Origin of the sequence: Pseudomonas sp. YH-1 (assembly GCF_051990045.1) — a bacterium.
GTDB lineage: Bacteria > Pseudomonadota > Gammaproteobacteria > Pseudomonadales > Pseudomonadaceae > Pseudomonas > Pseudomonas nicosulfuronedens.
Genome location: NZ_CP178184.1, coordinates 4,168,833 through 4,191,813, shown reverse-complemented (window position 1 = coordinate 4,191,813; position 22,981 = coordinate 4,168,833). Strand labels below are relative to the sequence as shown.

General features: G+C 65.4%; 22 protein-coding genes. 12 read left to right on the top strand and 10 right to left on the bottom strand.

Features of this window, described 5'->3' with window-relative positions; all coding sequences use genetic code 11:
- Positions 1-192 precede the first annotated feature (192 nt).
- Positions 193-432, bottom strand: a complete 240-nt coding sequence (locus ACKI1H_RS19245; protein ID WP_138526435.1) for a cytoplasmic protein — start codon at positions 430-432, stop codon at positions 193-195.
- Between the two features lie 132 nt (positions 433-564).
- Here ACKI1H_RS19245 and ACKI1H_RS19240 point away from each other — a divergent pair, with 132 nt between their 5' ends.
- Positions 565-1,263: an MOSC domain-containing protein gene (locus tag ACKI1H_RS19240; protein WP_440465961.1), complete on the top strand. Its 699-nt coding sequence runs from the start codon at positions 565-567 to the stop codon at positions 1,261-1,263.
- Position 1,264: 1 nt separating this feature from the next.
- Here ACKI1H_RS19240 and ACKI1H_RS19235 read toward each other — a convergent pair whose 3' ends face one another.
- Positions 1,265-2,215: a DMT family transporter gene (locus ACKI1H_RS19235; protein WP_440465960.1), complete on the bottom strand. Its 951-nt coding sequence runs from the start codon at positions 2,213-2,215 to the stop codon at positions 1,265-1,267.
- Positions 2,216-2,352: 137 nt separating this feature from the next.
- Here ACKI1H_RS19235 and ACKI1H_RS19230 point away from each other — a divergent pair, with 137 nt between their 5' ends.
- A complete protein-coding gene (locus ACKI1H_RS19230) occupies positions 2,353-3,267 on the top strand; it encodes a LysR substrate-binding domain-containing protein (RefSeq protein ID WP_440468889.1) in 915 nt (304 codons plus the stop codon).
- Here ACKI1H_RS19230 and ACKI1H_RS19225 read toward each other — a convergent pair.
- The 4 genes from ACKI1H_RS19225 to ACKI1H_RS19210 all read right to left on the bottom strand — a co-directional run bounded on the left by ACKI1H_RS19225 (position 3,238) and on the right by ACKI1H_RS19210 (position 5,446).
- Positions 3,238-3,729, bottom strand: a complete 492-nt coding sequence (locus tag ACKI1H_RS19225; RefSeq protein ID WP_138526431.1) for an HIT family protein — start codon at positions 3,727-3,729, stop codon at positions 3,238-3,240. The genes ACKI1H_RS19230 and ACKI1H_RS19225 overlap by 30 nt on opposite strands.
- A 73-nt stretch (positions 3,730-3,802) precedes the next feature.
- Entirely contained in the window at positions 3,803-4,492 is a 690-nt protein-coding gene (locus ACKI1H_RS19220; protein WP_440465959.1) for a class I SAM-dependent methyltransferase, read from the bottom strand.
- Between the two features lie 17 nt (positions 4,493-4,509).
- Complete coding sequence (locus ACKI1H_RS19215; protein WP_138526429.1) at positions 4,510-4,896, bottom strand: DUF1360 domain-containing protein; 387 nt, start codon at positions 4,894-4,896, stop codon at positions 4,510-4,512.
- Between the two features lie 118 nt (positions 4,897-5,014).
- Complete coding sequence (locus ACKI1H_RS19210) at positions 5,015-5,446, bottom strand: Rrf2 family transcriptional regulator (protein WP_138526428.1); 432 nt, start codon at positions 5,444-5,446, stop codon at positions 5,015-5,017.
- 144 nt (positions 5,447-5,590) lie between these two features.
- Between ACKI1H_RS19210 and ACKI1H_RS19205 the strand changes: the two genes are divergently transcribed.
- From ACKI1H_RS19205 to ACKI1H_RS19195, 3 genes are all read left to right on the top strand, one after another.
- A complete protein-coding gene (locus ACKI1H_RS19205; protein WP_138526427.1) occupies positions 5,591-6,094 on the top strand; it encodes a GNAT family N-acetyltransferase in 504 nt (167 codons plus the stop codon).
- A 108-nt stretch (positions 6,095-6,202) separates the two neighbouring features.
- On the top strand, positions 6,203-6,646 hold the full coding sequence (locus tag ACKI1H_RS19200) for a nuclear transport factor 2 family protein (RefSeq protein WP_045207256.1): 444 nt from the start codon (positions 6,203-6,205) through the stop codon (positions 6,644-6,646).
- Between the two features lie 58 nt (positions 6,647-6,704).
- Complete coding sequence (locus ACKI1H_RS19195) at positions 6,705-7,217, top strand: thioredoxin family protein (protein ID WP_440465958.1); 513 nt, start codon at positions 6,705-6,707, stop codon at positions 7,215-7,217.
- 263 nt (positions 7,218-7,480) lie between these two features.
- Here the strand turns inward: ACKI1H_RS19195 and ACKI1H_RS19190 are convergent, their stop codons facing one another.
- Together ACKI1H_RS19190 and ACKI1H_RS19185 are read right to left on the bottom strand one after the other, a co-directional pair.
- Positions 7,481-9,883 carry a TonB-dependent siderophore receptor gene (locus ACKI1H_RS19190; RefSeq protein WP_138526425.1) on the bottom strand — a complete coding sequence of 801 codons (2,403 nt, stop codon included), beginning with the start codon at positions 9,881-9,883 and terminating at the stop codon, positions 7,481-7,483.
- Between the two features lie 181 nt (positions 9,884-10,064).
- Positions 10,065-10,988, bottom strand: a complete 924-nt coding sequence (locus tag ACKI1H_RS19185) for a LysR family transcriptional regulator (RefSeq protein ID WP_440465957.1) — start codon at positions 10,986-10,988, stop codon at positions 10,065-10,067.
- Between the two features lie 132 nt (positions 10,989-11,120).
- On the opposite strand from ACKI1H_RS19185, the gene ACKI1H_RS19180 reads away from it, so the two are divergent.
- From ACKI1H_RS19180 to ACKI1H_RS19150, 7 genes are all read left to right on the top strand, one after another.
- Positions 11,121-11,855, top strand: coding sequence for an SDR family NAD(P)-dependent oxidoreductase (locus tag ACKI1H_RS19180; RefSeq protein WP_440465956.1), 735 nt, complete (start codon positions 11,121-11,123; stop codon positions 11,853-11,855).
- 32 nt (positions 11,856-11,887) lie between these two features.
- Positions 11,888-12,103, top strand: coding sequence for a tautomerase family protein (locus ACKI1H_RS19175; RefSeq protein ID WP_138216719.1), 216 nt, complete (start codon positions 11,888-11,890; stop codon positions 12,101-12,103).
- 110 nt (positions 12,104-12,213) lie between these two features.
- Positions 12,214-13,410, top strand: a complete 1,197-nt coding sequence (locus tag ACKI1H_RS19170) for an MFS transporter (RefSeq protein WP_440465955.1) — start codon at positions 12,214-12,216, stop codon at positions 13,408-13,410.
- 58 nt (positions 13,411-13,468) lie between these two features.
- The gene (locus ACKI1H_RS19165; RefSeq protein ID WP_440465954.1) at positions 13,469-13,972 is read left to right on the top strand and encodes a DUF2938 domain-containing protein; all 504 of its coding nucleotides are present in this window, start codon (positions 13,469-13,471) and stop codon (positions 13,970-13,972) included.
- Between the two features lie 46 nt (positions 13,973-14,018).
- Positions 14,019-15,707 (top strand): response regulator, encoded by a 1,689-nt coding sequence (locus ACKI1H_RS19160; RefSeq protein ID WP_440465953.1) that lies wholly within the window; start codon positions 14,019-14,021, stop codon positions 15,705-15,707.
- A gap of 92 nt (positions 15,708-15,799) precedes the next feature.
- On the top strand, positions 15,800-20,380 hold the full coding sequence (locus ACKI1H_RS19155) for an autotransporter outer membrane beta-barrel domain-containing protein (protein ID WP_440465952.1): 4,581 nt from the start codon (positions 15,800-15,802) through the stop codon (positions 20,378-20,380).
- Positions 20,381-20,450: 70 nt separating this feature from the next.
- Positions 20,451-20,702 carry a hypothetical protein gene (locus ACKI1H_RS19150; protein ID WP_138526418.1) on the top strand — a complete coding sequence of 84 codons (252 nt, stop codon included), beginning with the start codon at positions 20,451-20,453 and terminating at the stop codon, positions 20,700-20,702.
- Between the two features lie 139 nt (positions 20,703-20,841).
- Here ACKI1H_RS19150 and ACKI1H_RS19145 read toward each other — a convergent pair whose 3' ends face one another.
- Both ACKI1H_RS19145 and ACKI1H_RS19140 read right to left on the bottom strand, forming a co-directional pair.
- Complete coding sequence (locus tag ACKI1H_RS19145) at positions 20,842-22,287, bottom strand: SulP family inorganic anion transporter (protein ID WP_138526417.1); 1,446 nt, start codon at positions 22,285-22,287, stop codon at positions 20,842-20,844.
- A gap of 86 nt (positions 22,288-22,373) precedes the next feature.
- Positions 22,374-22,937: a TetR/AcrR family transcriptional regulator gene (locus ACKI1H_RS19140; protein WP_440465951.1), complete on the bottom strand. Its 564-nt coding sequence runs from the start codon at positions 22,935-22,937 to the stop codon at positions 22,374-22,376.
- Positions 22,938-22,981: the final 44 nt, after the last annotated feature.

Genomic DNA, 22,981 nt, shown 5'->3' with positions numbered 1-22,981 from the left:
GGCTCTTGATCTCGTAGGAGCGAGCTTGCTCGCGAACCGCTTGACGCCGGATTCGTCGGGAAAATGGTTCGCGAGCAAGCTCGCTCCTACAGTCCGGTCAATGTGCATCGATGGGCATAGCCGCGCCCCACGCCATCCTACGCAGGGCCCGGCCCCAGACGCGGAGCCCGCTCTTGTAGGGCGGATAACACGTCAGAGGCTTTCCAGCGGCATCGGCCGATACAGCGGCTCGCTGGCCAGCACCTTGATGCCCGACGGCGAGCTTTCCAGCAGCCGGCGCTCGCTGTCGGCCACCAGCAGTTCCAGGCCGTAGCCCAGCTCCCCCAGGCAACAGGCGATGCTGCCCACGGCCTCCTTCGCCCAGGGCTGGTCGGAATCGAAATGGCCGAGCAACTGGCCGTGGCGCCGGACGATGAGGCGGTATTTCTGCATGGCGGGCTCTCGCGAAATTGAATGGGAAGAGCACTTGGTATCGAATCGAAACATTGACAAAGCCTACCGTCCTGGCAGATTTTGTCCAGGTAGTTTTTGGTCGACACCATTTCCGAGCCCGAGAATCCCGTCATGAGCCTGCCCGCCGTTTCCCTCGCCGCCCTCCTCACCGGCAAAGCCGTGCCCTTCACTCGCCCAGGCTCGCGCAGCGCCATCGCCAAGCAAGCGCGTCAGGCCAGTCTGGCGGTGACCAAGCTGGGGCTGGAGAACGACGAGCAAGGCGACCTGCGCGTGCACGGCGGTATCGAAAAGGCCATCCACCACTATCCCCGCGAGCACTATGCGGACTGGGCCACCGAGCTGGGCGAGCATCGGCTGCTGGGCCGGCCCGGCGCATTCGGCGAGAACTTCAGCACCACCGGCTGGACCGAAGCGGATATCTGCCTGGGCGACCGCATCCGTGCTGGCACGGCCTTGCTGGAGGTGTCCCAGGGGCGCATGCCCTGCTGGAAGCTCAACGACCGTTTCGAGGTGGCGCAGATGGCCCTGCGGGTGCAGGAGTCCGGGCGTACCGGCTGGTACTACCGCGTCCTGGAGGAAGGCGCGGTGGCCGCCGGCGCAATACTGGAACTGGTCGAGCGGCCCCATGCCGAGTGGTCGCTGAAGCGGCTATCCGCCGTGCTGTTCAACAAACGCGTGGACGCCGATGTGCTGCGTGAATGCCTGGAACTGCCTTTGCCGCCGAACTGGCGCCGCACCCTGTCCAGACGCCTGGAGAACGGCGCAGTGGAGGACTGGAGCCCGCGCCTGGAAGGCAGCCCCAAGGCCTGAATCAGGACTCCATGGCGCGTGCCGGAGCCTCTGCCGGCGCACGGTGCAGACCGATGGCCCAAAGCACTCCGACGGTAAGCAGGACGATGGCTAGCGCCTCCACCGGGCCCGGCAGCCGCTGCTCGTTGATGTAGGCATAGGCACAGGCGAACAGCGTCTCGAAGACGATCAGCTGGCCGCCCAGGCTCATCGGCAGGCGCCGCGTGGCAGCGTTCCACAGGCCATTGGCGACCCACGAACCGAACACGGCAAGGAACAGTGACACCCACAGGAACACCATCCAGCGCTCCGAGGAAATGCCCGAGGGCACCGCCTGGGGTGCGATCAGCACGCCCAAGCCCGCCAGCACCACCGCCATCGCGCCAGTGACCACGCCGATCAGGGTCGACCACTCGTGGCTGTTGAAGTGACTGGCCTTCAGGTAGCGCGCGTTGGCGCTGGCGTACCAGGACCAGCAGGCGACGCCACAGAAGCCGCAGACGATGCCGAGGATGCGTTCGCCCGGCGTGCTGCCGGAGGCCATCAAGGCCGTTGGATCCAGGTTGATGCAGAGGATGCCCAGCGCGACCAGCACCAGTGGCAACTTCATCCGCGACAGCGGCAGCGAATCCTGCTCGGAACGGCTCTGGTAGGCGATCGCCAGCGGCATGATGCCGTTGATCAGCGAGGCTGCCGCCACCCCGGCGAACTGCACCGCTGCCGAGAGCAGCGCGAAGTACAGCAGGTTGCCGGCCAGGGACAGGCGTATCAGTATCAGCAGGTCGTCGCGGCTGACCCGGCGCATCAGGCCCAGTGCCACCGGCAAGGCAATCAGCAGCGAGATGGCGCCATACAGTGCAAAGCGCACGGAACTGATCAGCAGCGGGTTGAATTCCGGCACCAGCGACGGCGCGAGAATCACCCCGCCCCAGATTGCCCCTGCCATGCCTGCATAGACCACCCCGCGCTTCATTCCAACAACCTCGATACTTCGGTGAATGCCCATAAAGAGCCGCCACGGTAGCGGTTGTGATAGGTTCTGACCAAGGATAAATCCGCACCGAGACATTCCCCTCAGGAATACCTAAGACCTTTCACCGGAGAGCCGCCATCAGCCGTTACCTGCGCACCCTGCCGCCCCTGGAAACCCTCATCACCTTCGAGGCCGTGGGCCGCTATGGCAGCTTCACCCAGGCCGCCACCGAGCTGTTCCTCACCCAGAGCGCGGTAAGCAAGCAGATGCGCGCGCTGGAAGACAGCCTCAAGGTGCCGCTGTTCGAGCGCAAACCCCGTGGCGTCACCCTCACCGCTGCCGGCGTCGAACTGCTGGGTACCGTCGACATGCTCCTCGACCGTCTGCAACACAGCGTGCGGCGCATCCGCAACGTTCACCAGAGTAACGCCGTGTCGGTACTGGCGACCCATGCCATGGCGCAGTTCTGGCTGTTTCCCAGGCTGATCGAGTTCAACAAGGCGCATCCGGGCATTGCGGTGCATGTTCATGCGATCAACGAGATGGACGAAGCCAGCCTGGTGGATTTCGACCTGGGCATCCTCTACGGCGGGGGCGACTGGACCACCCTGGACAGCCGCTTCGTGCTGCCGGAAGTGGTCTACCCCGTCGCCCGGCCGGACTTCGATGCCACCCGCATCACCACCCTCGACCAGCTCGCCGCCGCCCCGCTGGTGCAGCTGGATACCTCGGCCTGGAGCTGCCTGGACTGGCACGACTGGTTCGGCCACTTCGGCAAGGACTACCAGCCGGCCGAAAGCGACCCGGTGTTCAACCAGCTCACCCTCGCCTACCGCGCCGTGCAACAGGGCATGGGCATCGGCCTGGCCTGGGGCTTCATGGCCGACGAAGCAGTGGCTAACGGCGAGATGCAAAGGGTGACTGATCTGGCCATGGTCACCGAGCGCGGCGAATACCTGGTATCCCTGCGCCACCGCCAGCTGTCACCGGCGGCGCAGCTGTTCCATGACTGGTTGCTGGCGTCACTGGGGCTGGACGAAACGCCTGCGTAAGCACTCGATCACCTGCTCGACCGGCGGCCCCTGCACTGCGGGCGGCACGGGCGCTTCGCCGAATTCGCGCCAGACGAACAGGGTCAGCTCGGCGCCGTCGGTCTGGGTGGCGGCGTCTTCGACATGAGCGAACTGGGTGAGCGAACGGTAGCGCGCATCGGCCCAGAACAGTTCCTCTACCCAGGCGTATACCGGGATGAAATGGAAGTGGATGGGGAAGCCCGGTGAATGGCCGAAACGGCCGATGTACAGCCATTTGGGTTGCAGGGTCTCTTCGAGGATGCGCTGGACTTTCGCCATCAACACGCCCATTTCCGCCAACGCGGCCTCCGGCAGATCGGCCAGGGATTCCACCGGCCGCTTCGAGCCGAGCATCAGGTAGCCCGGCAAGGCAGACGCCAGATGGTGATTGAGCAGCCAGTGCTCGGTCTGGTGGATGACGTGGGTGGAAGGAACCTGCATCGACTGGCGTCCAGCGCAAAACGGGACACCAGCCTAGCAGACCGAACCCTTGAGATCGTCCTTGCAGAGTCCTTCAGGCGAGCGCGACCCAGCCGCGGAAGGCGAAGCCGACATAGAAGGCCTCGATGCGACTGAATCCTGCTTCCCAGAGCAGCGCTTCATCCTGCTCGGGTGTGAGGATGTTCAGGTACGCATCCACGGCACTGCGAGCCTGCTGCGCATTGGCGGGTTCCATGCCGGCGCTGACGGCGAACTCGGCATAGCGCGACAGCCAGCGCGCACGCTCGCCAGCGCCCTGCGGTACGCAAAGATGCGCCATCACGAAGGCAGAGCCTGGCCTGAGCCGGGAATGGATCTCCCGCAGCACGCGCAGGCGCTCCGGCTCGGGCAGGAAGTGCAGGGTCAGCAGGCAGGCGCCACCGTCGAACGGGCCCTCTGGTGCGTCTTCGACATAGCCCTGCAGCAGGTCGGCACGCTGGGCGTTCGGCCCGAGCATCTGGGCCGCCACCGCTAGCATCTCGGCGGAAGGGTCGACGCCGGTGAAGCGCCAGGCCGGCTGTGCCTCGGCGAAGGCTCGCAGCTCCATGCCGCCGCCCGCGCCAAGCACCAGCAAATGGCCGTCGTGCGGCGCCTGCTCGGCCAGCAGGATCGCCGCCATGCGGTGCAGATCGAACAGGCCGGGCACGAAACGCGGCGGGTTTTCCGCGTAGCGCGCGGCGGCGTCGGGGTCGTGGAAAGGGGCCATCAGTTCGGAGTGGTTCATGCAGATTCCCTTGCGTTTCACTCGCCTGCGAACAGCTTCTTCAGCTCCCGCTCGCTCACGGCCTTGGCCATGGCGGTGAGGAACACCTTGAACAGCAGCCCGCAGAACATCGCGGTCAGGGCGATGGTGAAGAAGGTCGCCACCAGCCAGTCGACCGGCGCCCAGCCACTGGCGATCACTACCGGACGGTAGACCAGGGTGCCGGCGATCACCACCCAGTGGCTGAAGCAGTAGAAGCATTGGAACAGGTGGCCGACCTGCGGGTGGACTTTCCAGGCCAGCCCGCGCAGTGGCGCGAACAGTTCAGTCTGGGTGACGGTCATGGACAGGGCGGATGCGGCAATGGCCAGCGCAAGGCAGGTCCACAGCGCGCCGGCCAGCGGCGAGTTCAGGAGGTCGGTCATGGGAGGGTTCCTGGTGGGATTGTACGTGACGCTTCGAATCTTTCGTTACTTTTAAAGTAACCTGATCAGGCAAGCCGGGTCAACGCCGGTCATCGACCGGCACTTCAGCCAGAAACCCTCAGTGGTCTTTCGGGTAGAGCATGGTGAAGCGTTCGGCGAGATCTGCCAGGGACACGGCGCCCAGGCGCTCCAGGAGGATAGCGGTGGCCTGTTCCATGGCGTCCTGCAGTGCGTCATTGACCACCTTTTCCACCAGGCAATCCGGGTGCACGTTGTCGAAACCCATGGCGAACAGGCGCTCGCTGCCCACCGCGCGGTAGACATCCAGCAGCGTGACCTGGGCCAAGTCGCAGTCCAGCGTCCAGCCGCCGCCATGGCCCTTCTCCGAGCGCACGTAGCCCGCTTCGCGCAGGCCGCCCATGGTCCGCCGCACCACCGCAGGGTTGGTACCGAGCATCTGGGCGATGCGCTCGGAGGTCACGGGCTGGTCATCGCGGGCCATGTGCAGCAGCACGTGGAGCATGCGCGAGAGGCGGCTATCGGTTCGCACGGCGGGGTCTCGAAGGTGGAGGCGCCTGCATCATCGCACCCTGCCGAGGCGAGGTTCAAACCCGTCTGCCACTGGCATTACCACGGGAATGGGCGACAATGGCGGTCACGCGCCCTCTTCCGCCTTCCCGCGAGCCTCCCGACCATGAACGATCTGTCCATCCAGCTGGTGCAGACCGGCCCTGAACACCAGGACCTGATCCGCAACCTCTACCAGTACTACGCCTATGAGTCATCGGACTGGGAAGACGAAGACGTGGAAGTCGACGGCCGCTTCTACATTCACGAGGAACACCTGGCGCGCTACTGGAGCGAGCCGGAGTGGAGCGCCAACCTGATCCTCGCCGACGGCTTCATCGCCGGCTTCCTGCTGGTGGAAGGCAGTGAGTTGCCGGGCATCGACGCGCTGGAGCTGTCGGACCTGTTCGTGCTGAAGAAGTACCGTCGCATGGGGATTGGCCGCGCCCTGGCCAACCAGGTGCTGCTGGGAAATCCCGGCCCTTGGCTGGTGCGCTTCTATTCCCAGGATGAGGTGGCGGCGGCCTTCTGGAAAGCCGTGTTCGCCGACCTGCCGCGTCCGGTGCAGAGCATCGAGCCGGGGGACGATCCACAGCTGGTGAGCTACCTGATCAGCCCGGCCACGCACTGAGAGCCCTGTACGCCAGGATCAGTCTTCTGTCATTTCCGATCATTGAGCGACTTGCCGAACCGGCCGTATCGTCCTGAGCGAACAACAAGAAGCTCAGGAGCTATTCCCGTGACCGCACTGAACCTGCACCCCCAGGCCGCCGCTTCGCTGGCCAGCTGGCACCAGATGGTGGCCGCCAAGAACCTGTCCAACCTGCCGCAACTGCTGGCACCCAACGCGGTGTTCCGCTCGCCCATGGCGCACTCGCCCTACCCCGGCGCTCCGGTGGTCTCGACCATCCTCAACACCGTGCTGCAGGTGTTCGAGAACTTCACCTACCACCGCGAGCTGGCCACCGGCGACGGCCTGAACGTGGTGCTGGAGTTCAGCGCCACGGTGAACGGCAAGGACCTCAAGGGCATCGACATGATCCGCTTCGACGAAGACGGCAAGATCGTCGAGTTCGAGGTGATGGTCCGCCCGCTCAGCGGCCTGCAGGCGCTGGGCGAGGAAATGGGCCGGCGCCTGGCGCCCTACCTCGCGGCCGCCAAGGCGCAGACCGCCAAGAGCTGATTGCCCGCCACGGGGATTTCTGCTGGGATGAGCCATCACCCGCTTCAAGGAAATCCCCATGGCCTCCTATGAGGAACTCTTCTCCATCGGTGAAGGCTTCGACGCCTTCGTCGCCCACGGCCTGGCCGGCGAGATCGCCGGCGTGCGCAAGGTCCAGCAGTTGCTGGCCGAGCCCGGCACGATCAGCGCCGATACCCTGCGCCGCATCCAGGGCGTCGAAGGCCACTACCGTTTGCTGATCGCCGGCGAGATGTGGTGCCCGGACTGCCAGATCAACGTCACCGTGATGGACCATCTGCAGCGCCTGCAACCGCGAGTGGAGCTGGCGGTGATCACCAAGGGTCGTGCCGAAGATGACCTTCGCGAACGCATGGAGCTGGATCGCATCCTGATTCCGGTAGTGCTGGCGCTCGATGGCGACTTCCAGCCGGTGGGCCGCTTTATCGAACGGCCGCAGGATGTGGTGGCGGGTGGCGATGCGCTCAAGCCGGCTTACCGTGCGGGCGAGTACCTGGAAAGCACGCTGCGCGATTTGCTCGATCTGTTCGAGAAGGCCGAAGGCCGCGCCTGACCCCTCCTTGCAGATACGTAGGGCGCATAACCTGGAACAGGTTATGCGCCGGCACTTCAGCCTGCCGCGAAATATCCATGGAAATGCAGTCGTAGGATGGGTGGAGCGAAGCGATACCCATCAGCGGAGTTGCCGGCCAATCGATGGGTATCGCTTCGCTCCACGCCATCCTACGAGGGGACCGGACGCCATAGACTTCGCAGTGAAATCGAAGGCATGAAAAAGCCCCGCTATGCGGGGCTTTTTCGTTCAGGCCAAACGGGTCACATCGAGTACTTGACCGTGAACATCAGGTTGCGCGGCTCGCCGTAGTTCAGGTTGCCGAAGCTGATGCCGCTGTAATAGTACTTGTCGAAGATGTTGTTGAAGTTCACCCGGGTATCGATGTTCTCGTTGACCTTGTAGCCGAGCATGGCGTTGGTCACCGTGTAGCCGCCCTGCTGGAAGCCGGTGGTGGTGTCCTCGGTCTGGCTCTGGGTCACCAGGTTGCCGCCCACGCGCCATTGGTGCAGTTCGCCCGGCAGGGTGTAGCTGGTGGCGAGCTTGAACAGGTGGCGCGGCTTGCTGGGGTCGAACTGCTTGCCGACGTTGTCCTCGTTGCTGTCGTGCTTGTACTTGGCGTCGACGTAGGTGTAGCCGGCCATCGCCTGCCAGTTCTCGGTGATGGCACCGCTGACTTCCATGTCCACGCCCTGGCTGCGGACCTTGCCCGAGGCGCGCGAGCAGTAGATCGAGGTCGGCGAGCTGGGGCACGGCGAGGGGCCGCTGGTGTCGTCGGTGGCGCGGTTTTCCTGGTCGATCTGGAAGATCGCCAGCTGGGTGTTCAGCGCACCGCCGAAGTGCTCGCCCTTCAGGCCGATCTCGTAGTTCTTGCCGGTGATCGGGTCGAGCAGGCTGCCACTGGCGTCGAAGTTGCTCTGCGGCTTGAAGATGTCGGTGTAGCTGGCATAGACCGAGTAGACGTCATTCAGGTCGTAGACCACACCGGCGTAACGGGTGACGTTGCGAGTGACCTTCTGGGTGCCGGTGTCGTTGTGCGGGTCGGCTTCGTACCAGTCCAGCCGGCCACCGAGGATGACCTTCAGCGGGTCGGCGACGTTCAGGCGGGTGGTGACGTATGCGCCCTTCTGCTCCTGGTCGAGCTTCATGTTCCAGAGGCTCATGTCGATGTTCGGCTTCTGCACCGAACTCGGGTCCCACTTCGTCGGGTCGAACGGGGTCACCGGCGAGCCGTCGTTGTAGGTCAGGTCGCCCCAGCCGCCGTGGCCGTCGAAGCGCTCTTCGCGGTAGCTGCCGCCGAACACCAGTTCATGCTCGCGACCGAAGGCCTGGAACGGGCCGTTGGCGAAGGCGTCGTAGCTCTGATGGTCGTCGGTGTAGGAGTATTGACCCGGCCCCATGGTCATGGTCGGGCAGCCTTCGGTGTAGTAGCAGCTGTTGTACAGGCCGAGCATCTCGATGCGCGCCCACAGCTTGTCGGCGGCGACCTTCATCTGCCAGCCATTGTCGAAGCGGTGCACCACGTCGCCGAACAGGTGGGTGGTGGTGGTATCCCAGTAGGACCAGTCGGCGCCGTAGTAGTCGGAGCGCTTGAGGTCCAGGTGACGGCCACCCAGCGGCGCCGGCAGGCCCACCCAGTTGTCGTTCTTGTTGTCGTTCTGGTAGGACGCCCCCAGGGTCAGGGTGGTGTCCGGGTTCAGGTCGGCCTCGGTGATGCCGTAGAGCACGCCGCGCTCGCCGCTGACTACGTCCTGGAAGCTGTCGCGGGTCTCGTAGGCGGCCACCGCGCGACCACGCAGGGTTCCTTCGCTGTTCAGCGGGCCGGATACGTCGACCTGGCTGCGGTAGCGGTCCCAGGAACCGGCACTGCCTTCCAGGCTCATGTGGAAGTCCTGGGTCGGACGCTTGCGCACCATGTTGACGGCAGCAGCCGGGTTGCCGGCGCCCTGCATCAGGCCGGTGGCGCCTCGCACCACTTCGACGCGGTCGAACATCGCCAGGTCGGCGGCGCTGATGACGTCCTGGGTGTAGGTGGAAATACTGGTGGCCAGGCCGTCGTACATGATGTTGTCGACGTCAAAGCCGCGCGCCGCGTAGCTCACGCGGGCCGGGCCGTACTGCTGCACGGTCATGCCGGTGACGCCGCGGATCGCGTCGTCGAGGTCCTGCATGTTCTGGTCTTCCATCTGCTGGCGGGTGACCACGCTGACCGACTGCGGCGTTTCGCGGACGGTCATGTTCAGCTTGGTGGAAGTCTGCATCACGCCCGTGGTGTAGGAGCCGGTGCCTTCGGTGGTACCCGGCGCCACGCTGGCGGCGCCGACGATCTCGGTGGCGCCCAGGTCGACGCTGTCAGTGCCCGACGCGCCGCGTGCGGTACCGCTGACCTGCGCGTTATTGCCATTGACCGTGCCTTGCAGGCCACTGTCCGCCAGCAGACGATCGAGTGCCTCGCTCGGCTCCATGTTGCCCTTGAGTGCCGGCGCGCCAACCTTGGCGATCTGGGCACGATCATAGGAAATCCGCATTCCGGTTGCGGATTGCAATTGCTCCAGGGAAGCGGCCAGGGGCTGCTTGGGCAGGTTGATGGCCACGGGGGCCGCCACTGCGGAGAGAGCAAAAGTGGAGAGACTGAGCAGGAGCGCTCCCGACGCTACGTCTTTCATCTGCTGAAGGATCCTTCGGTGCGAGGTTTGCGCTCTGGCGGCGCAATGACTCGGGTTGGCGAATGCCGGCGTGGTGGACGCCGACGGGGAGCCAAAGTGTATGCAGATGTAAATTCTTTGTAAATGCGAATACTTCGTATCTTATTTCTCAAAACACGCAGTGCCGCTCCAGCGCCCGCTCCTACAGGGGCTTATCATCGTTGCGCTTCTCCAGCATGAACTCGATGAAGGCCCGCACCCGTGACGGCACATGGCGTGCGTGGGGATAGATCAACAGGAAGGGCCGCGTCGTCTGCCCGTAGTCCTTCAGCACTTCCACCAACTCGCCCCGCTCCAGTTCTTCCTGCACGGTGAAGCGATACGCCTGCATCAGGCCGCCACCGCACTTCGCCAGGGTCGCGGTGGCCAGGTAATCCTCCAGCACCGTGAGGCTGCCGGCCGTCTCGATCTCCACCCGCTTGCCGTTGACCCGGAAGGACCAGGGCACACGTCGCCCGGTGCTGGGCAGTTCGAACTGGATGCATTCGTGCCCGGCGAGATCGTCCGGCGTCTGCGGCATGCCGGCTCGCGCCAGGTACTCGGGCGTGGCGACCACCACGTTCTCCGCTTCCTCCAGGCGCCGCGCCACCAGGCTGGAGTCCGCCGGGTCGCGGCCACGGATCGCCAGGTCGTACCCTTCGTTGGCGAAGTCGATGTTGCGGTTGCTGACGTGCACCTCCACCTGCACTTGCGGATAGCGTCGACGGAATTCCGGCAGCCGGGGAAACAACCGGTAATGCGCGTAGGGTGTGGGCACGCTGATGCGCAGGCGCCCGGAGGCGATGCTCTGGCCGCCGCTGACTGCGCGCTCGGCATCCACCAGTTGGGTCAGCGCCTGGCGGCATTGCTCGAAATAACTGCGGCCGTCATCGGTCAGGCGCATCTGCCGCGTCGTGCGAACGAACAGGCGAACGCCCAGGCGCTCTTCCAGTCGCGCCACCGATCGGCTTACCGCAGCCGGGGTGATGCCCGCCTCGTTGGCGGCGGCAGTGAAGCTGCCAGTCTCCGCAGCGAGGCAGAACAGCTCGATGCTGCCCAGTTGCAGGTCGTCGAAATGGCGGGGCATGGCGCAGCTCGATTATTTACATGAGGTATCAATTCAAATGCCATCAGCCTTATTTTTCAATCATTGATTGCAACCTAGATTGGCTTCCAAGACGCGGGCACACCGCCCCGCCCCACTATCGGAGCAATCACCATGAGCAAGACCGTCATCGTCACCGGCGCCTCCAGCGGCCTCGGCTTCGCCATCGCCAGCGCGTACCTGGAACGCGGCTACAACGTGGTCGGCAACGCCCGCACCCAGGCCCGCCTGGAGGAAGCCGCCGCCCGGCTGGGCAACCCGCACAACTTCCTCGGCGTGGCCGGCGACATCGCCAAGCCGGACACCGCCCGGCGCCTGTTCGCCCAGGCCATCGAGGCTTTCGGCCAGGTGGACATCCTGATCAACAATGCCGGTATCTTCATCACCAAGCCGGTGGGCGATTACACCGAGGAAGAGCTCGACACCATCGTCGACACCAACCTCAAGGGTTTCTTCTACCCCTCCCAGGCCGCCGCGCAGCACATGGCAGCCAACCGCTCGGGACACATCATCAGCATTACCGCCTCCATCGCCATGCAACCCAACGTAAAAGTCCCGGCGCTGCTGCCGGTGCTGATCAAGGGCGGCCTGAATAGCGCGGTGCGTGGCCTGGCCCTGGAGCTGGCGGCGTCCCACGTACAGGTCAACGCCGTGGCGCCGGGGATCATCGAAACCCCGTTGCATCCCGACGACGAAGGTACCCGCGCCTTCCTGCGCGGCCTCTCGCCCAGTGGCAAGATTGGCAACCCGCAGGATATCGTCGACGCGGTGCTCTACCTGACCGACTCGACCTTCGTCAGCGGAACCATCCTCAACGTCGACGGTGGCTCCACCACCGGCGTCTGGTAAGCCAACCTTTACAACAACAACGGAGAACCGCCATGCCCTACGTAAATATCCAGGTCACCGACGAAGGCGTGACCGCCGACGAGCGCCGCCAGCTCATCGAAGGCGTCACCGAACTGCTGGAGCGCGTACTGCGCAAGCCGCCGTCGACCACCTATGTGGTGATCCAGGAAATCGCCACCGACGCCTGGGGTGTAGGCGGCAAGACCGTCGCCGAACTGAAGGCGCAGGGCAAGCACGGCAGCAGCTGACCCAGCGGGCACGCTGGAGGCTCACCAGAGCCTCCGGCGCTTGCCATGCACCAAGCTGGTGCTGATAGGATCGGGAGCCTACCCGCTCCCATCGACAGCCGAGGCAAGGAATGCTCGCCGCGCTCAAGCGTTACCCGCTACAGGTCAACCTGCTGCTCTGCGGTACCTTCCTGCTCACCCTGGGCCGCGCCATTACCCTGCCCTACCTGGTGATCTACCTCTCGACCCAGTTCGACCTGCCCGTCAGCCGCATCGGCCTGATCATGGGCGGCGCCCTGTTCGGCGGTTCGCTGCTCAGCCTCTATGGCGGCTTCCTGATCGACCGGATGCCCGGCTTCCGACTGATCCTCGGCTTCGGCACCTGCTTCGTCGCCGCCTTCGCCGGCATGCTGCTGACCACCCAGCTGTGGCTGTTCTTCCTGTTCCTGCTGGGTTTCAACTTCGCCTATTCGGTCACCGACGTGGTGGTGAAGACCATCTTCGGACGCCTGCTGCCGGCCGGCGAACAGGGCCGCGCCTTCTCCATCCGCTACACCCTGATCAACCTCGCCTATGCCATTGGTCCCTTCATCGGCGCAGCCCTGGCGCAGTGGCACGCCCACGTGCCCTTTGTGGTATCCGCAGTGCTGGGTGGCCTGTTCCTGCTGGCCTTCCTGCGTTACGGGGACCGGGGCATGCGCCCGGCGGAAGGTGTTGCGCCACCGTCGTTCATCGCCGTGATCGGCGTGCTGGCGAAGGACCATCGGCTGATGTACTTCACCCTCGGTGGCGTGCTCACCGCCGTGGTGTTCGGCCAGTTCTCCGCCTACCTGTCGCAGTACCTGGTGGCCACCGGCACCGCGGAGTACGCCTACCAGGTGATCCAGACCCTGCTGGGGGTCAACGCCGTGACCGTGATCGCCCTGCAGTACCTGCTGGGCAAGCGCATCGGCAATGAGCACCTGCAGCGCTGGCTGATCGTCGGCCTGGGACTGTTCGTGCTCGGCATCGTCGGTTTCGGCCTGTCCCACAGCCTCTGGCACTGGGGGCTGGCGATGGTGGTGTTCACCCTGGGCGAAATCATCGTGATCCCCGCCGAGTACATGTTCATCGACCGCATCGCGCCGCCGCACCTGCGCGGCGTGTACTACGGCACGCAGAACCTGGCCAATCTCGGCGGTGCCTTCGGGCCGATCCTGGTGGGCTGTTTCCTGGCACTGTTCGCGCCGCACTGGGTATTCGTCATGCTCGGCGCGTTCATCATCGGCGGCGGGGTGTTCTATGTGCTCGGCTCCGCGTTGAGCGAACGGCAGGCACGGGGTGCTTGACCTCAAGTCCACTTGAACCGGGATGCTGCTTCCATCGACTTACCCGAAGGAAACAGCCATGCCCCACTCCCTCACGCTTCTGCTGCACATCGCCGGCATCGGCATTGGCGCCACCCTGCTGATGGATGGCTGGACCGTCCTGCGCAAGCACCTGCTCGGCGTTCCCTCACTGGATTACGCCCTGCTCGGGCGCTGGATCGGCCACATGCCGCGCGGGCAGTTTCGTCATGCACCCATCGGCAAGGCAGCCCCTGTCGCCGGCGAGCGCGCGCTGGGCTGGCTCGCCCACTACCTGACCGGCCTGCTGTTCGCCCTGGCACTGGTCGCCGTCGATGCCCCTTGGCGTTGCCACCCTACGCTGGCGCCCGCCCTGTTGTTCGGCCTGGCCACCGTGGTGCTTCCCTTCTTCGTCATGCAACCGGCGTTCGGCCTGGGTATCGCCGCCGCGAACAGCGCCAACCCTGCAAAGACTCGCCTGCACAGTTTGCTCACGCACCTGGTGTTCGGCCTTGGCCTGTACCTCGCCGCCCTTCTGTTCGCCCCGCTCCTGTGCAGTCGCTGAGCTGGGCTACCCTTCTCTGCGAGAAACGACCCGCAGGAAGCCACGGATGAGCCGCATCGTCGTCGCCGACCCACAGCCCTTCGTCCGCGAGGCATTACGCCAGCGCCTGACGCAAGCCGGCCACGAAGTCGTCGGCGAAACCGGTGACGGCCGCGAGGCCCTGGCCCTGGTGCAACGTCTGCACCCGGATCTGTTGCTGCTCGATCTGGACCTGCCACGCCTGGGCGGCCTGGAGCTGCTGCAACGCCTGCGCAGCGGCAAGACGCGGCAGAAGGCACTGGTGTTCACCCAGCGTTCAGGCGCGCACTACCACGAACTCAGCCAGCAGGCCGGTGCGAGTGGCTATGTGCACAAGGGCGACCAGCCCGCTGAACTGGACGACGCGGTGAAGCTGGTGCTCAGCGGTCGCAAGGTCTTTCCGGCACGCCAGAGCAGTGCTTCAGCCGCCGATCTTGCTCCGGGGGAAGTCATCACACCGCGCGAACTGACCGTGCTGCAGTACCTGGCCCAGGGTTACCGGATCAAGGACATTGCCGACGAACTGGCGATCAGCGACCGCACGGTGAGCACCTACAAGACCCGCCTGCTGGAGAAGACCCACACCGACTCACTGATCGACCTGATTGCCACTGCACAGGTCCGTGGCCTGCTGAGCGACCAGCAGGTCCTCCAGCTCGCCCAACGCCCCCTGCACGGAATGAGCAAGGTGGAGGGCATCGAGCAACTGCTCGGCCTGCTGCCCAATGCCGCCAGCCTGTGGAGCATCGATGGCGTACTGCTGACCTGCAACCAGTCCTACGCTGAGCAGCACGGCCGGAGCAAGGCCGCGCTGATCGGCTTGTCGATTTCCCAGGTGGCCATCGTCGACCCGAAGCAGCTGGCCCGGTACCAGCGCGAATTTCTCGAAGGCGCAGCCCTAGGCGTGCCATTTTCCCTGGTGGTTTCCGGTGAGATCGAAGGAGAAGCGCGAACCTATCGGCTGATCGGAGTGCCGATACGCGAGGACTCCGGCTCAATGCTCGGTGTGCTCTGCTACTACGTGAACGTCACCGAAAGTGAACAACTGGTGGAGCGCCTGCAGGAGGCCAGGATCTACCTGGAGTCGCTGTTCGTCAGCCGGGCGGCGTTCCTCCTTTCTTCAGGCCGTGACCTGCTGCAGGAGCTGAACGCTGTCGCCGATCTGGTCGGCGCACTCCGAATGGATCATGCCAACGACCCCAAACTGGGAGAGGTGCCCCAGCACCTGGAGAAAATGCGCGACAAGCTCGAAGTACTGATGGAGCTGATCGAACTCGACCGGGGCACCCCGTTGATGATGCCTCGCCCGGAGGAACTCAACCGCCTGACCCAGGACGCCCTGCAAGCCAGCGAGCCGCAGCAGCCATTCGAGCCCGACACGGAAGCCCTGTGGGCCTGGATCGACCGGGGGCGCTACCAGCGCCTGCTGGCAGTGCTACTGCGCGCGTTGCACAAGGCAGGCCTGCAAGACCTCAAAGTCAGCGCCCACGGCACCTCCCTGCCCGGTGCCGAAGTCGAGTGGCGACTGACTATCCGCAGCAACCATGGCACCCCCCTACAGCTACCACTGACGGGGATGGCCGACCAGGCGCGAATTCATCTGGCACACCGCCTTAGTCGCCTGCTGCATGGCGAACTGCTGCTGGATGGCGATGCCGAATCGGACATCGCCGCCTTGATCCAACTCAAGCTCCCCAAGGGAAACGCCCGCTTCTAGTGCAACCACTACAGAGCAATCAGGCGCCCACGATGGGAGCGCCCCGACGCTGACCCGATGCTCGCTCCATAGTCCCGCTATGGAGTTGCACCATGAAATCCACCCCCCGCTACCCATCGACCGTCACGACCGATTCTGCCCTGGCGCAGCTGCGCCGATCCCGTCTGGCCCAGGCTATCAGCCTCGTCCTCGCCAGTCTGTTCAGCCTACGGGTGATCGAAGCCGAAGCCGAGGACAGCGTCACCGAGGCCGACACCGACGACCTCAACCAGCCCTCCGAGGCCGGCGTAGTCATCGAGCCCGCGTTGCCGTCCTACCTCGACCTCGCCCTGGAGGCCGCCCGCGAGGCACCGACGGTCTACGCCAGTCGCGCCCTGCTCGGCGCACCGCCACCGATCAATGTGACGCTGGCCGGTGGCGTTGGCGTCATCACCGGTTCCCTGGCCGAAACCACTGTGAAACTGAGCGCCAGTGACAGCTTCGGCATCAAGACCAGCGGCAATGTCAGCTTCAACCAGGGCCGCATCGAGACCAGCGCCGTTACCGCAGCGACGGCCAAAGGCCAGACCGGCGCACGAATCTCCTCAGGCGACACCCTGACGCTCAGCGGCAGCAGCATCGTCCTCGACCCGAAAACTGCCGCCAGCGTCGCCATCACGACCAACGACCTCACCGGCTTGCGGGTGGACGCCAACGGCGCGGCACACCTGACCGACACCCAGGTCCTGGTCGGTGGCGGCGCCAAGGGCAACAACAACCGCGGCCTCGTCAGCCAGGGTCAACTGGACATGCACGGCGGTTCCGTCAGCACAACGTCCTGGGGAGCGACCGGCATTGCGCTGGAGAACGCCGCCCAGGCCCGACTGGACAACGTCGCCATCACCACCTCCGGCGCCCGCAGTACCACCACCGGTGGTGCCCATGGTGTACAGGTGAGTGGCGGCAGCTCGCTGTCCGCCGACGGCATCCGCGTGGATACCAACGGCGGCTCGGCCTACGGCCTGCGTATCGACAGCGACTCCTCGACGACACTGACCAACAGTGCCGTGACCACCGCCGGCGGCAACGGCCATGGCGTGCTGGTCGACGATGCGACCGTCGACATCGACGGCGGCACCATCACGACCTCCGGCAAGGGCTCGGTCGGTGTCTGGGCTCGCAACGGCGCGCAGGTGAGCCTGACCGGCGACACTCGTGTTCACACCAGCGGTGCGGCGGTCTCCGCCGCCAGCCCGGTGGATGGCGAAAAGCTCCTGAGCCTCAGCCACGGCCTGCTGGCCGGCGGCAGCGGCACCCTCATCGATGCCCGAGGGCTGACCCTCGACATCGCCGCCGGCAGCGCCAGCGCTGCGCGTAGCGAGGACGGCGCACGAATCAAGCTGGACGCGGCCGACATCAGCGCCAGCGGCAGCGCCACCAGCACAACCACGACGGCTGCCCTGCATGCCTTGTCCGGCAGCCAGATCGAGCTTTCCAATTCCGCCCTCGCCGTAACCGGCACCAATGTCGGCGGCGCTCGCGCCGAAGGCAACGGCAGCCATGTTTCCCTGAACCACTCCAGCGCCAGTGTGAGCGGCACCGGTAGTGTCGCCAGCCCAGCCGCCGGCGCGCGCGCCATGGGCGGAGGCAGCGTGGCGCTGGACCACGCCACACTGCAGGTGCACGGCCTGACTTACGGACACGGCGTGTCCCTCGAAGGCGCCGGCTCCAGTGGCCTCCTCAGTCACTCCACGGTCAGCGTCGACGGCAACCGCTCCATCGGTCTCAACATCACTGGCGGGGCCAGCGCCACGGTCGATGCCAGCAGCATTGCCGTCGACGCTCCCGTCGGCGCCGTCGGCCCCTGGTCGCCCGGCGTGCTGGTGGAAGGCACCGGCTCCAGCCTGCAGATGACCGGCAGCGACGTGCTTACCACGCCCAAGACCAGCTACGGCGTGCAGGTTCGCGATGGCGCCGACGCGAACCTGGCCAACGGCAGCATCACCACCCATGGCAACTACTCCACCGCACTGGCCGCCGGCAGTGCTGCCACCACCGTACCGGGCTCGACCCTCACTGCCAGCAACCTGACCGTCACCACCCACGGCAACGACAACGCCATGGGCATAGTCGCCGACCTCGGCGCCACGGTGATCGTTCATGGCGGCTCGGTCACCACCACCGGCAACGGCTCGCCAACTGCGGGCAACCTCACCTTTCCCCACGGCCTGGCAGCGCGCAATCCCGGCGCCCTGCTGGTAGCCGACGGCACCAGCGTGCTGACGCAAGGCTCCCAGGCCTACGGCGCCGCCGTGGACGACGGCGGCAGCATGATCCTGGGCAACCTCAGTGTGAAGACCGAGGGTGAATACTCGGTCGGCCTCTACGCCGGCATCGGCTCGGCCAAGCCGGGTGCCGTCGGACTCTCCGCCAGCCACGTCACCGTACAGACCACAGGCGACCACGCCGCCGGCGCCCTGGTCAGCCGCCAGTACAAGGACGAAACCGCCACACTGGACCTGAGCGACAGCAGTATCGCCACTCAGGGCATCGCCTCACACGGCCTGCGCGCCGAATCCGGCGGCGCACTGAGCGCGACCAACAGCACCGTCAGCACCCAGGGCGAACAGGCTGTGGGCGTGTTCGCCAACAACACCGCCACCGCCCGCCTGGATGGCGTTAGCGTGAATACCCAGGGCGACTTCGGCCATGGCGTGGTGGCGCGCCAGGGTGGCAGCGTCGATGCCGAATCCGTCGTGGTGGCGGCACAGGGTGCGCAATCCGCAGCGCTCTATGTGCAGGGAACCGAAACGCTTCCGGGCCAGGTGAGCATGGACCACGCCACCCTCTCCAACCGCGATGGAGCCACCCTTGCCACGGCCGGCGTCGCCGACATCGCCCTCAGCCACAGCCTGGCCGGGGGCAGCGGCCAATGGCTGAACGTCGACCGTTCCGTGGCCAGTGACGGCAGCGCCAGCCCCGACATGGGTACCGGCCAGTGGCAAGGCCTCGGCCGTAGCGAAGATGCCGTTGGCAACGCTCGCCTCGACCTCTCGACCTCGCTGGTCAGCGGCACGGCGAAGACCGCCGCCGGCAGCCACTCGGACGTCACCCTTCGCGACACCAGCCTCTGGCAACTCACCGGTGATTCGAACCTGAGCGTGCTGCGCAACGACGCCAGCCTGATCGACTTCAGTGTCGAGGGCGGCTACAAGCGGCTGAGCGTCAATGACTACCACGGCGACAACGGCACCCTCGCGCTGAATACCTACCTCTACAAGGACGACTCGCCTTCCGATCAACTGGTGATCGACGGCGGCAAGGCCACTGGCGACAGCAATCTGCGAATCAAGAATGCCGGCGGCCCCGGAGCGCTGACCGAGGGTAACGGCATCAAGGTTGTGGACGCGGTGAATGGCGGCACCACTGAGGCCGACGTCTTCCGGCTGCTCAACCGGGTCAAGGCCGGTCCGTACGAGTACACCCTGCACCGCTCGAGCCTCGATGACAGCAACGGCGAGGCCTGGTACCTGCGTTCGACGAAGGACGCGACTCCGGTGAATCCGGTCAGCCCTGTCGATCCTGTCGATCCCGGCCGCCCGGTTGATCCGGTTGGTCCCGTCGCGCCTGTCGACCCGAGCAATCCGGTCGCTCCTCTCGCCCCTGTCACGCCGACCGCTCCGGCACCGACGCCGCAGGTCCCCAACTACCGGGCCGAAACCTCGCTGTACAGCGCGCTCCCCGCCATGGCGCTGAACTACAGCCGCGCCCTGGTCGATACCCTGCATGAACGCGTTGGCGAGGAGCGGCGCAATGCCACCGACCCGCTGCCCAGCGAAGAAACCGACACCTACGGCCCGTCCCTGGGCTGGGGCCGGCTGATCCACCAGAAAGGCAAGGACAGCCTGTCCAGCGGCGCCGACTACGACTACCGCATCCAGGCCTTCCAGGTCGGCGCCGATCTCTACCGCAACGAAGACACCGACGGCAGCACCGACCAGGCCGGTCTTTCGCTGCAGGCCGGGCGCATCAAGGGCAGCGTCGACCATACCGATGGCCAGGACGCCGGCGACGACAGCTTGCGCTCCTATGGAATCGGTGGCTACTGGACACACTTCGGCCCCAAAGGCTGGTACCTCGATGGCGTGCTGCAATTCAACCGCTTCGACCTGCAGGCCCGCGCCAACGACGCCGGATCGATGAAAACCCGTGGCCACGGCGTCACCGCCTCGCTCGAGGCCGGCTATCCGTTCAAGCTCAACCGTGACAAGACCCTGCACCTGGAGCCGCAGGCCCAGTTGATCGTCAGCAAGCTGAAGCTCGATGACAGCCACGACGACGCATCCGATGTGCGTTTCGAGGATGTCGACTCCCTCACCGGCCGGCTCGGCGTGCGGCTCGACAAGGACTGGTTCCGCGAAGACGACCAGGGACGCATCCACCGCACCAACGCCTGGGTCCGGCCGAGCGTCTGGCACGAGTTCAAGGGCAAGGCCAAGACCGAGTTCTCCTCGGCCAACGGCTACATCCCCTTCGGCACCGACATGGATGGCACCCGGGGCGAACTGAACCTGGGCGTGGACTACCAGCTCAACGAGCGGACCAGCGTCACCGGATCGCTGGGATATCAGAAGTCCTTCGATGGTGAAGGCCGCAGCTACGAAGGCATCCTTGGCATCAAGGTGAAATTCTGAGCCTCAGGCATCGACCGGCGCAGCGCCTCCGGGCGCTGCGCCGCTTTTTCGTTTCCCCCGGGAGAACCTCATGCAACACGCCGACAGCCGTATCCTGCGCGCCGTACGTACCAGCTCCTTCAACAACGAAGTCGCCGCCGAACTGCTGCGCGAACTGGGCTCCTGCAACGTCACCGAAGAACAGGCCCGACGCATTCGCTGTGCCGCCCGACAGTTGCTGCTGGACGCCGATTCGCTGGAAGGCGTCTGGCAAAGCCTGAACGCTCAGCAGGATGGGTGGAGCGCAGCGATACCCATGCGGTCAGCGCCGCCAACGAAATGATGGGCATCGCTCCGACAGGTCAAGGCGCCGGAGTCAGCTCCGTAGGGCACATGACGCGCCAGCGTTATCCGCCGAATGACAGCCGGCGGATCACCTGATCCAGGTTATTCGCCCTACGCTGCGCTGGGGGCGCCGAGGCTCAGGCGTGCTGCATCCCCGCCCGCTTGAGCAACTGCTTGCAACGCTCGGACAGATGCACCACGCGCAGATGCTTACCGGCTTTGCTGTAGCGCTCGCGCAGGGTCATCAGCGCGGCGATGGCCGAGTAGTCGACGAAGCTCAGGTGCGCGCAGTCCAGGGTCACCTGCAGCGGATCGTTCGCCGGGTCGAACTGATTGAGAAACGGCGTGGTGGAAGCGAAGAACAGCGTGCCATGCACACGGTACAGCTTGCTGCCGTCAGCTTCGTCATGGATGTCCGCATACAGTTCGCGAGCATGCTTCCAGGCGAAGTCCAGCGCCGCCAGGATGATGCCGCAGAACACCGCCGTGGCCAGATCGGTGGCGACCGTGATGGCGGTCACCGCGATGATCACCAGCACATCGCTCAGCGGCACCTTGTTCAGCACCCGCAGCGAAGCCCAGGCGAAGGTCTGCTGCGACACCACGAACATCACCCCCACCAGCGCCGCCAGCGGGATGCGCTCGATCAGCGGCGAGAGGAACAGCACAAAGAGCAGGATCATCACCCCGGCGACCACGCCGGACAGCCGCCCCCGGCCGCCGGAGCTGAGGTTGATCACCGTCTGCCCGATCATCGCGCAGCCACCCATGCCGCCGAACAGCCCGGAGACGATGTTGGCACCACCCAGCGCCACGCACTCGCGGTCCGGGAATCCACGGGTCTCGGTGATCTCGTCGGTGAGGTTGAGCGTCAGCAGGGTTTCCAGGATGCCGACCATCGCCATGAGGAAGGCATAGGGCGCGATGATCCGCAGGGTTTCCAGGTTCCAGGGAATGTCCGGCAGCGCGAACGGCGGCAAGCCGCCAGCGATATGTGCCATATCGCCCAGGGTGCGCGTCGGCAGGCCGAGCAGGTACACCGCGAGGCCGACGCCGAGGATCGCCACCAGCGCCGGCGGCACCGCACGGGTCAGCTTCGGCAGCCCGTAGACCACCGCCATGGTCAGCGCCACCAATCCCACCATCACGTACAGCGGGTTGCCACTGAGCCAGTGCTCGCCGTCCTTGAAGTGTTCGAGTTGGGCCATGGCGATGACAATGGCCAGGCCGTTGACGAAACCCAGCATCACCGGGTGCGGCACCATCCGTACCAGCTTGCCGAGGCGCAACAGGCCGAACAGCATCATCACCACCCCGCCCAGCAGCACCGTGGCCAACAGGTACTGCACACCGTGCTGCACCACCAGCGCAACGATCACCACCGCCATCGAACCGGCAGCGCCGGACACCATGCCGGGGCGGCCGCCGAACAGGGCGGTCAGGGTGCAGAGGATGAAGGCGCCGTAGAGGCCCATCAGCGGATTGAGGTGGGCGACCAGGGCAAAGGCGATGCACTCGGGCACCAGCGCGAAGGACGTGGTGAGTCCGGCCAGGACATCGGCACGCAAGCGGGCGGGTTTCATTTTTCTACTCGGAACGGGGACTGCGAAGGGGCGGCAATGGTACGGAAAACCGCCCTGCCCGGCCACCCACCGGTCCCGCGCCTGCCTCAGGCCTGGGGTCTTACCAGTGCACCATTGAGGAACAACTGCTCCAGCACCTGGGCGGAACTGGAGCTGGCCGCGCGGCCGTAGCGCTCGGCGTCGACCATGCCGTAGAGCATGGAGAGGAAGAGTTCGGTGAATACCGCAGCAGTGATGTCGATGCGGAACCTGCCGCTCTGCTGGCCGCGCAGGAAGAAAGCATCCACTGCTTCGGTGTAGTAGCTCCAGCGCTCGGTCGTCGCCTGCATGTCGAGGTTCTCGGCGCGGTACTGGAACAGCAGGAAGTTCAGCATGTCACGGTGCCGCAGGTGCTCAGCGATCAGCTGGCGCAATGCTTCCAGCGGCTCGGCACGCTGCAGCTCGGCGGCTTCGAGGATCTGCCGGATCACCACATGTCCGTAGTCCTCGAGCATCTCCATCAACCCGTCACGGGTGCCACAGAAGCGGTGCAGCGTCGCCTTGCTCACCCCCGCCGATTCCGCCAGCTCCTTCAGCGTCGCCCGAGGGCGGTCGACGATGGCGACGGCCAGCGCCTTGAGCAGACGTTCATCGTGGGCGGAGAGAGTCATTCGGGGGCCTCGTGTCAGGTGGCGGATCGTCTCATTGTGCAGAA

Excerpts from the sequence above, each read along its gene's own strand:
- ACKI1H_RS19140 (WP_440465951.1), bottom strand. The coding sequence starts at position 22,937 with ATGACTCTCTCCGCCCACGATGAACGTCTGCTCAAGGCGCTGGCCGTC.
- ACKI1H_RS19190 (WP_138526425.1), bottom strand. The coding sequence starts at position 9,883 with ATGAAAGACGTAGCGTCGGGAGCGCTCCTGCTCAGTCTCTCCACTTTT.
- ACKI1H_RS19215 (WP_138526429.1), bottom strand. The coding sequence starts at position 4,896 with ATGACCGACCTCCTGAACTCGCCGCTGGCCGGCGCGCTGTGGACCTGC.
- ACKI1H_RS19220 (WP_440465959.1), bottom strand. The coding sequence starts at position 4,492 with ATGAACCACTCCGAACTGATGGCCCCTTTCCACGACCCCGACGCCGCC.
- ACKI1H_RS19160 (WP_440465953.1), top strand. The coding sequence starts at position 14,019 with ATGAGCCGCATCGTCGTCGCCGACCCACAGCCCTTCGTCCGCGAGGCA.
- ACKI1H_RS19185 (WP_440465957.1), bottom strand. The coding sequence starts at position 10,988 with ATGCCCCGCCATTTCGACGACCTGCAACTGGGCAGCATCGAGCTGTTC.
- ACKI1H_RS19240 (WP_440465961.1), top strand. The coding sequence starts at position 565 with ATGAGCCTGCCCGCCGTTTCCCTCGCCGCCCTCCTCACCGGCAAAGCC.
- ACKI1H_RS19235 (WP_440465960.1), bottom strand. The coding sequence starts at position 2,215 with ATGAAGCGCGGGGTGGTCTATGCAGGCATGGCAGGGGCAATCTGGGGC.
- ACKI1H_RS19175 (WP_138216719.1), top strand. The coding sequence starts at position 11,888 with ATGCCCTACGTAAATATCCAGGTCACCGACGAAGGCGTGACCGCCGAC.
- ACKI1H_RS19150 (WP_138526418.1), top strand. The coding sequence starts at position 20,451 with ATGCAACACGCCGACAGCCGTATCCTGCGCGCCGTACGTACCAGCTCC.
- ACKI1H_RS19155 (WP_440465952.1), top strand. The coding sequence starts at position 15,800 with ATGAAATCCACCCCCCGCTACCCATCGACCGTCACGACCGATTCTGCC.
- ACKI1H_RS19245 (WP_138526435.1), bottom strand. The coding sequence starts at position 432 with ATGCAGAAATACCGCCTCATCGTCCGGCGCCACGGCCAGTTGCTCGGC.
- ACKI1H_RS19225 (WP_138526431.1), bottom strand. The coding sequence starts at position 3,729 with ATGCAGGTTCCTTCCACCCACGTCATCCACCAGACCGAGCACTGGCTG.
- ACKI1H_RS19180 (WP_440465956.1), top strand. The coding sequence starts at position 11,121 with ATGAGCAAGACCGTCATCGTCACCGGCGCCTCCAGCGGCCTCGGCTTC.
- ACKI1H_RS19205 (WP_138526427.1), top strand. The coding sequence starts at position 5,591 with ATGAACGATCTGTCCATCCAGCTGGTGCAGACCGGCCCTGAACACCAG.
- ACKI1H_RS19165 (WP_440465954.1), top strand. The coding sequence starts at position 13,469 with ATGCCCCACTCCCTCACGCTTCTGCTGCACATCGCCGGCATCGGCATT.
- ACKI1H_RS19170 (WP_440465955.1), top strand. The coding sequence starts at position 12,214 with ATGCTCGCCGCGCTCAAGCGTTACCCGCTACAGGTCAACCTGCTGCTC.
- ACKI1H_RS19195 (WP_440465958.1), top strand. The coding sequence starts at position 6,705 with ATGGCCTCCTATGAGGAACTCTTCTCCATCGGTGAAGGCTTCGACGCC.
- ACKI1H_RS19145 (WP_138526417.1), bottom strand. The coding sequence starts at position 22,287 with ATGAAACCCGCCCGCTTGCGTGCCGATGTCCTGGCCGGACTCACCACG.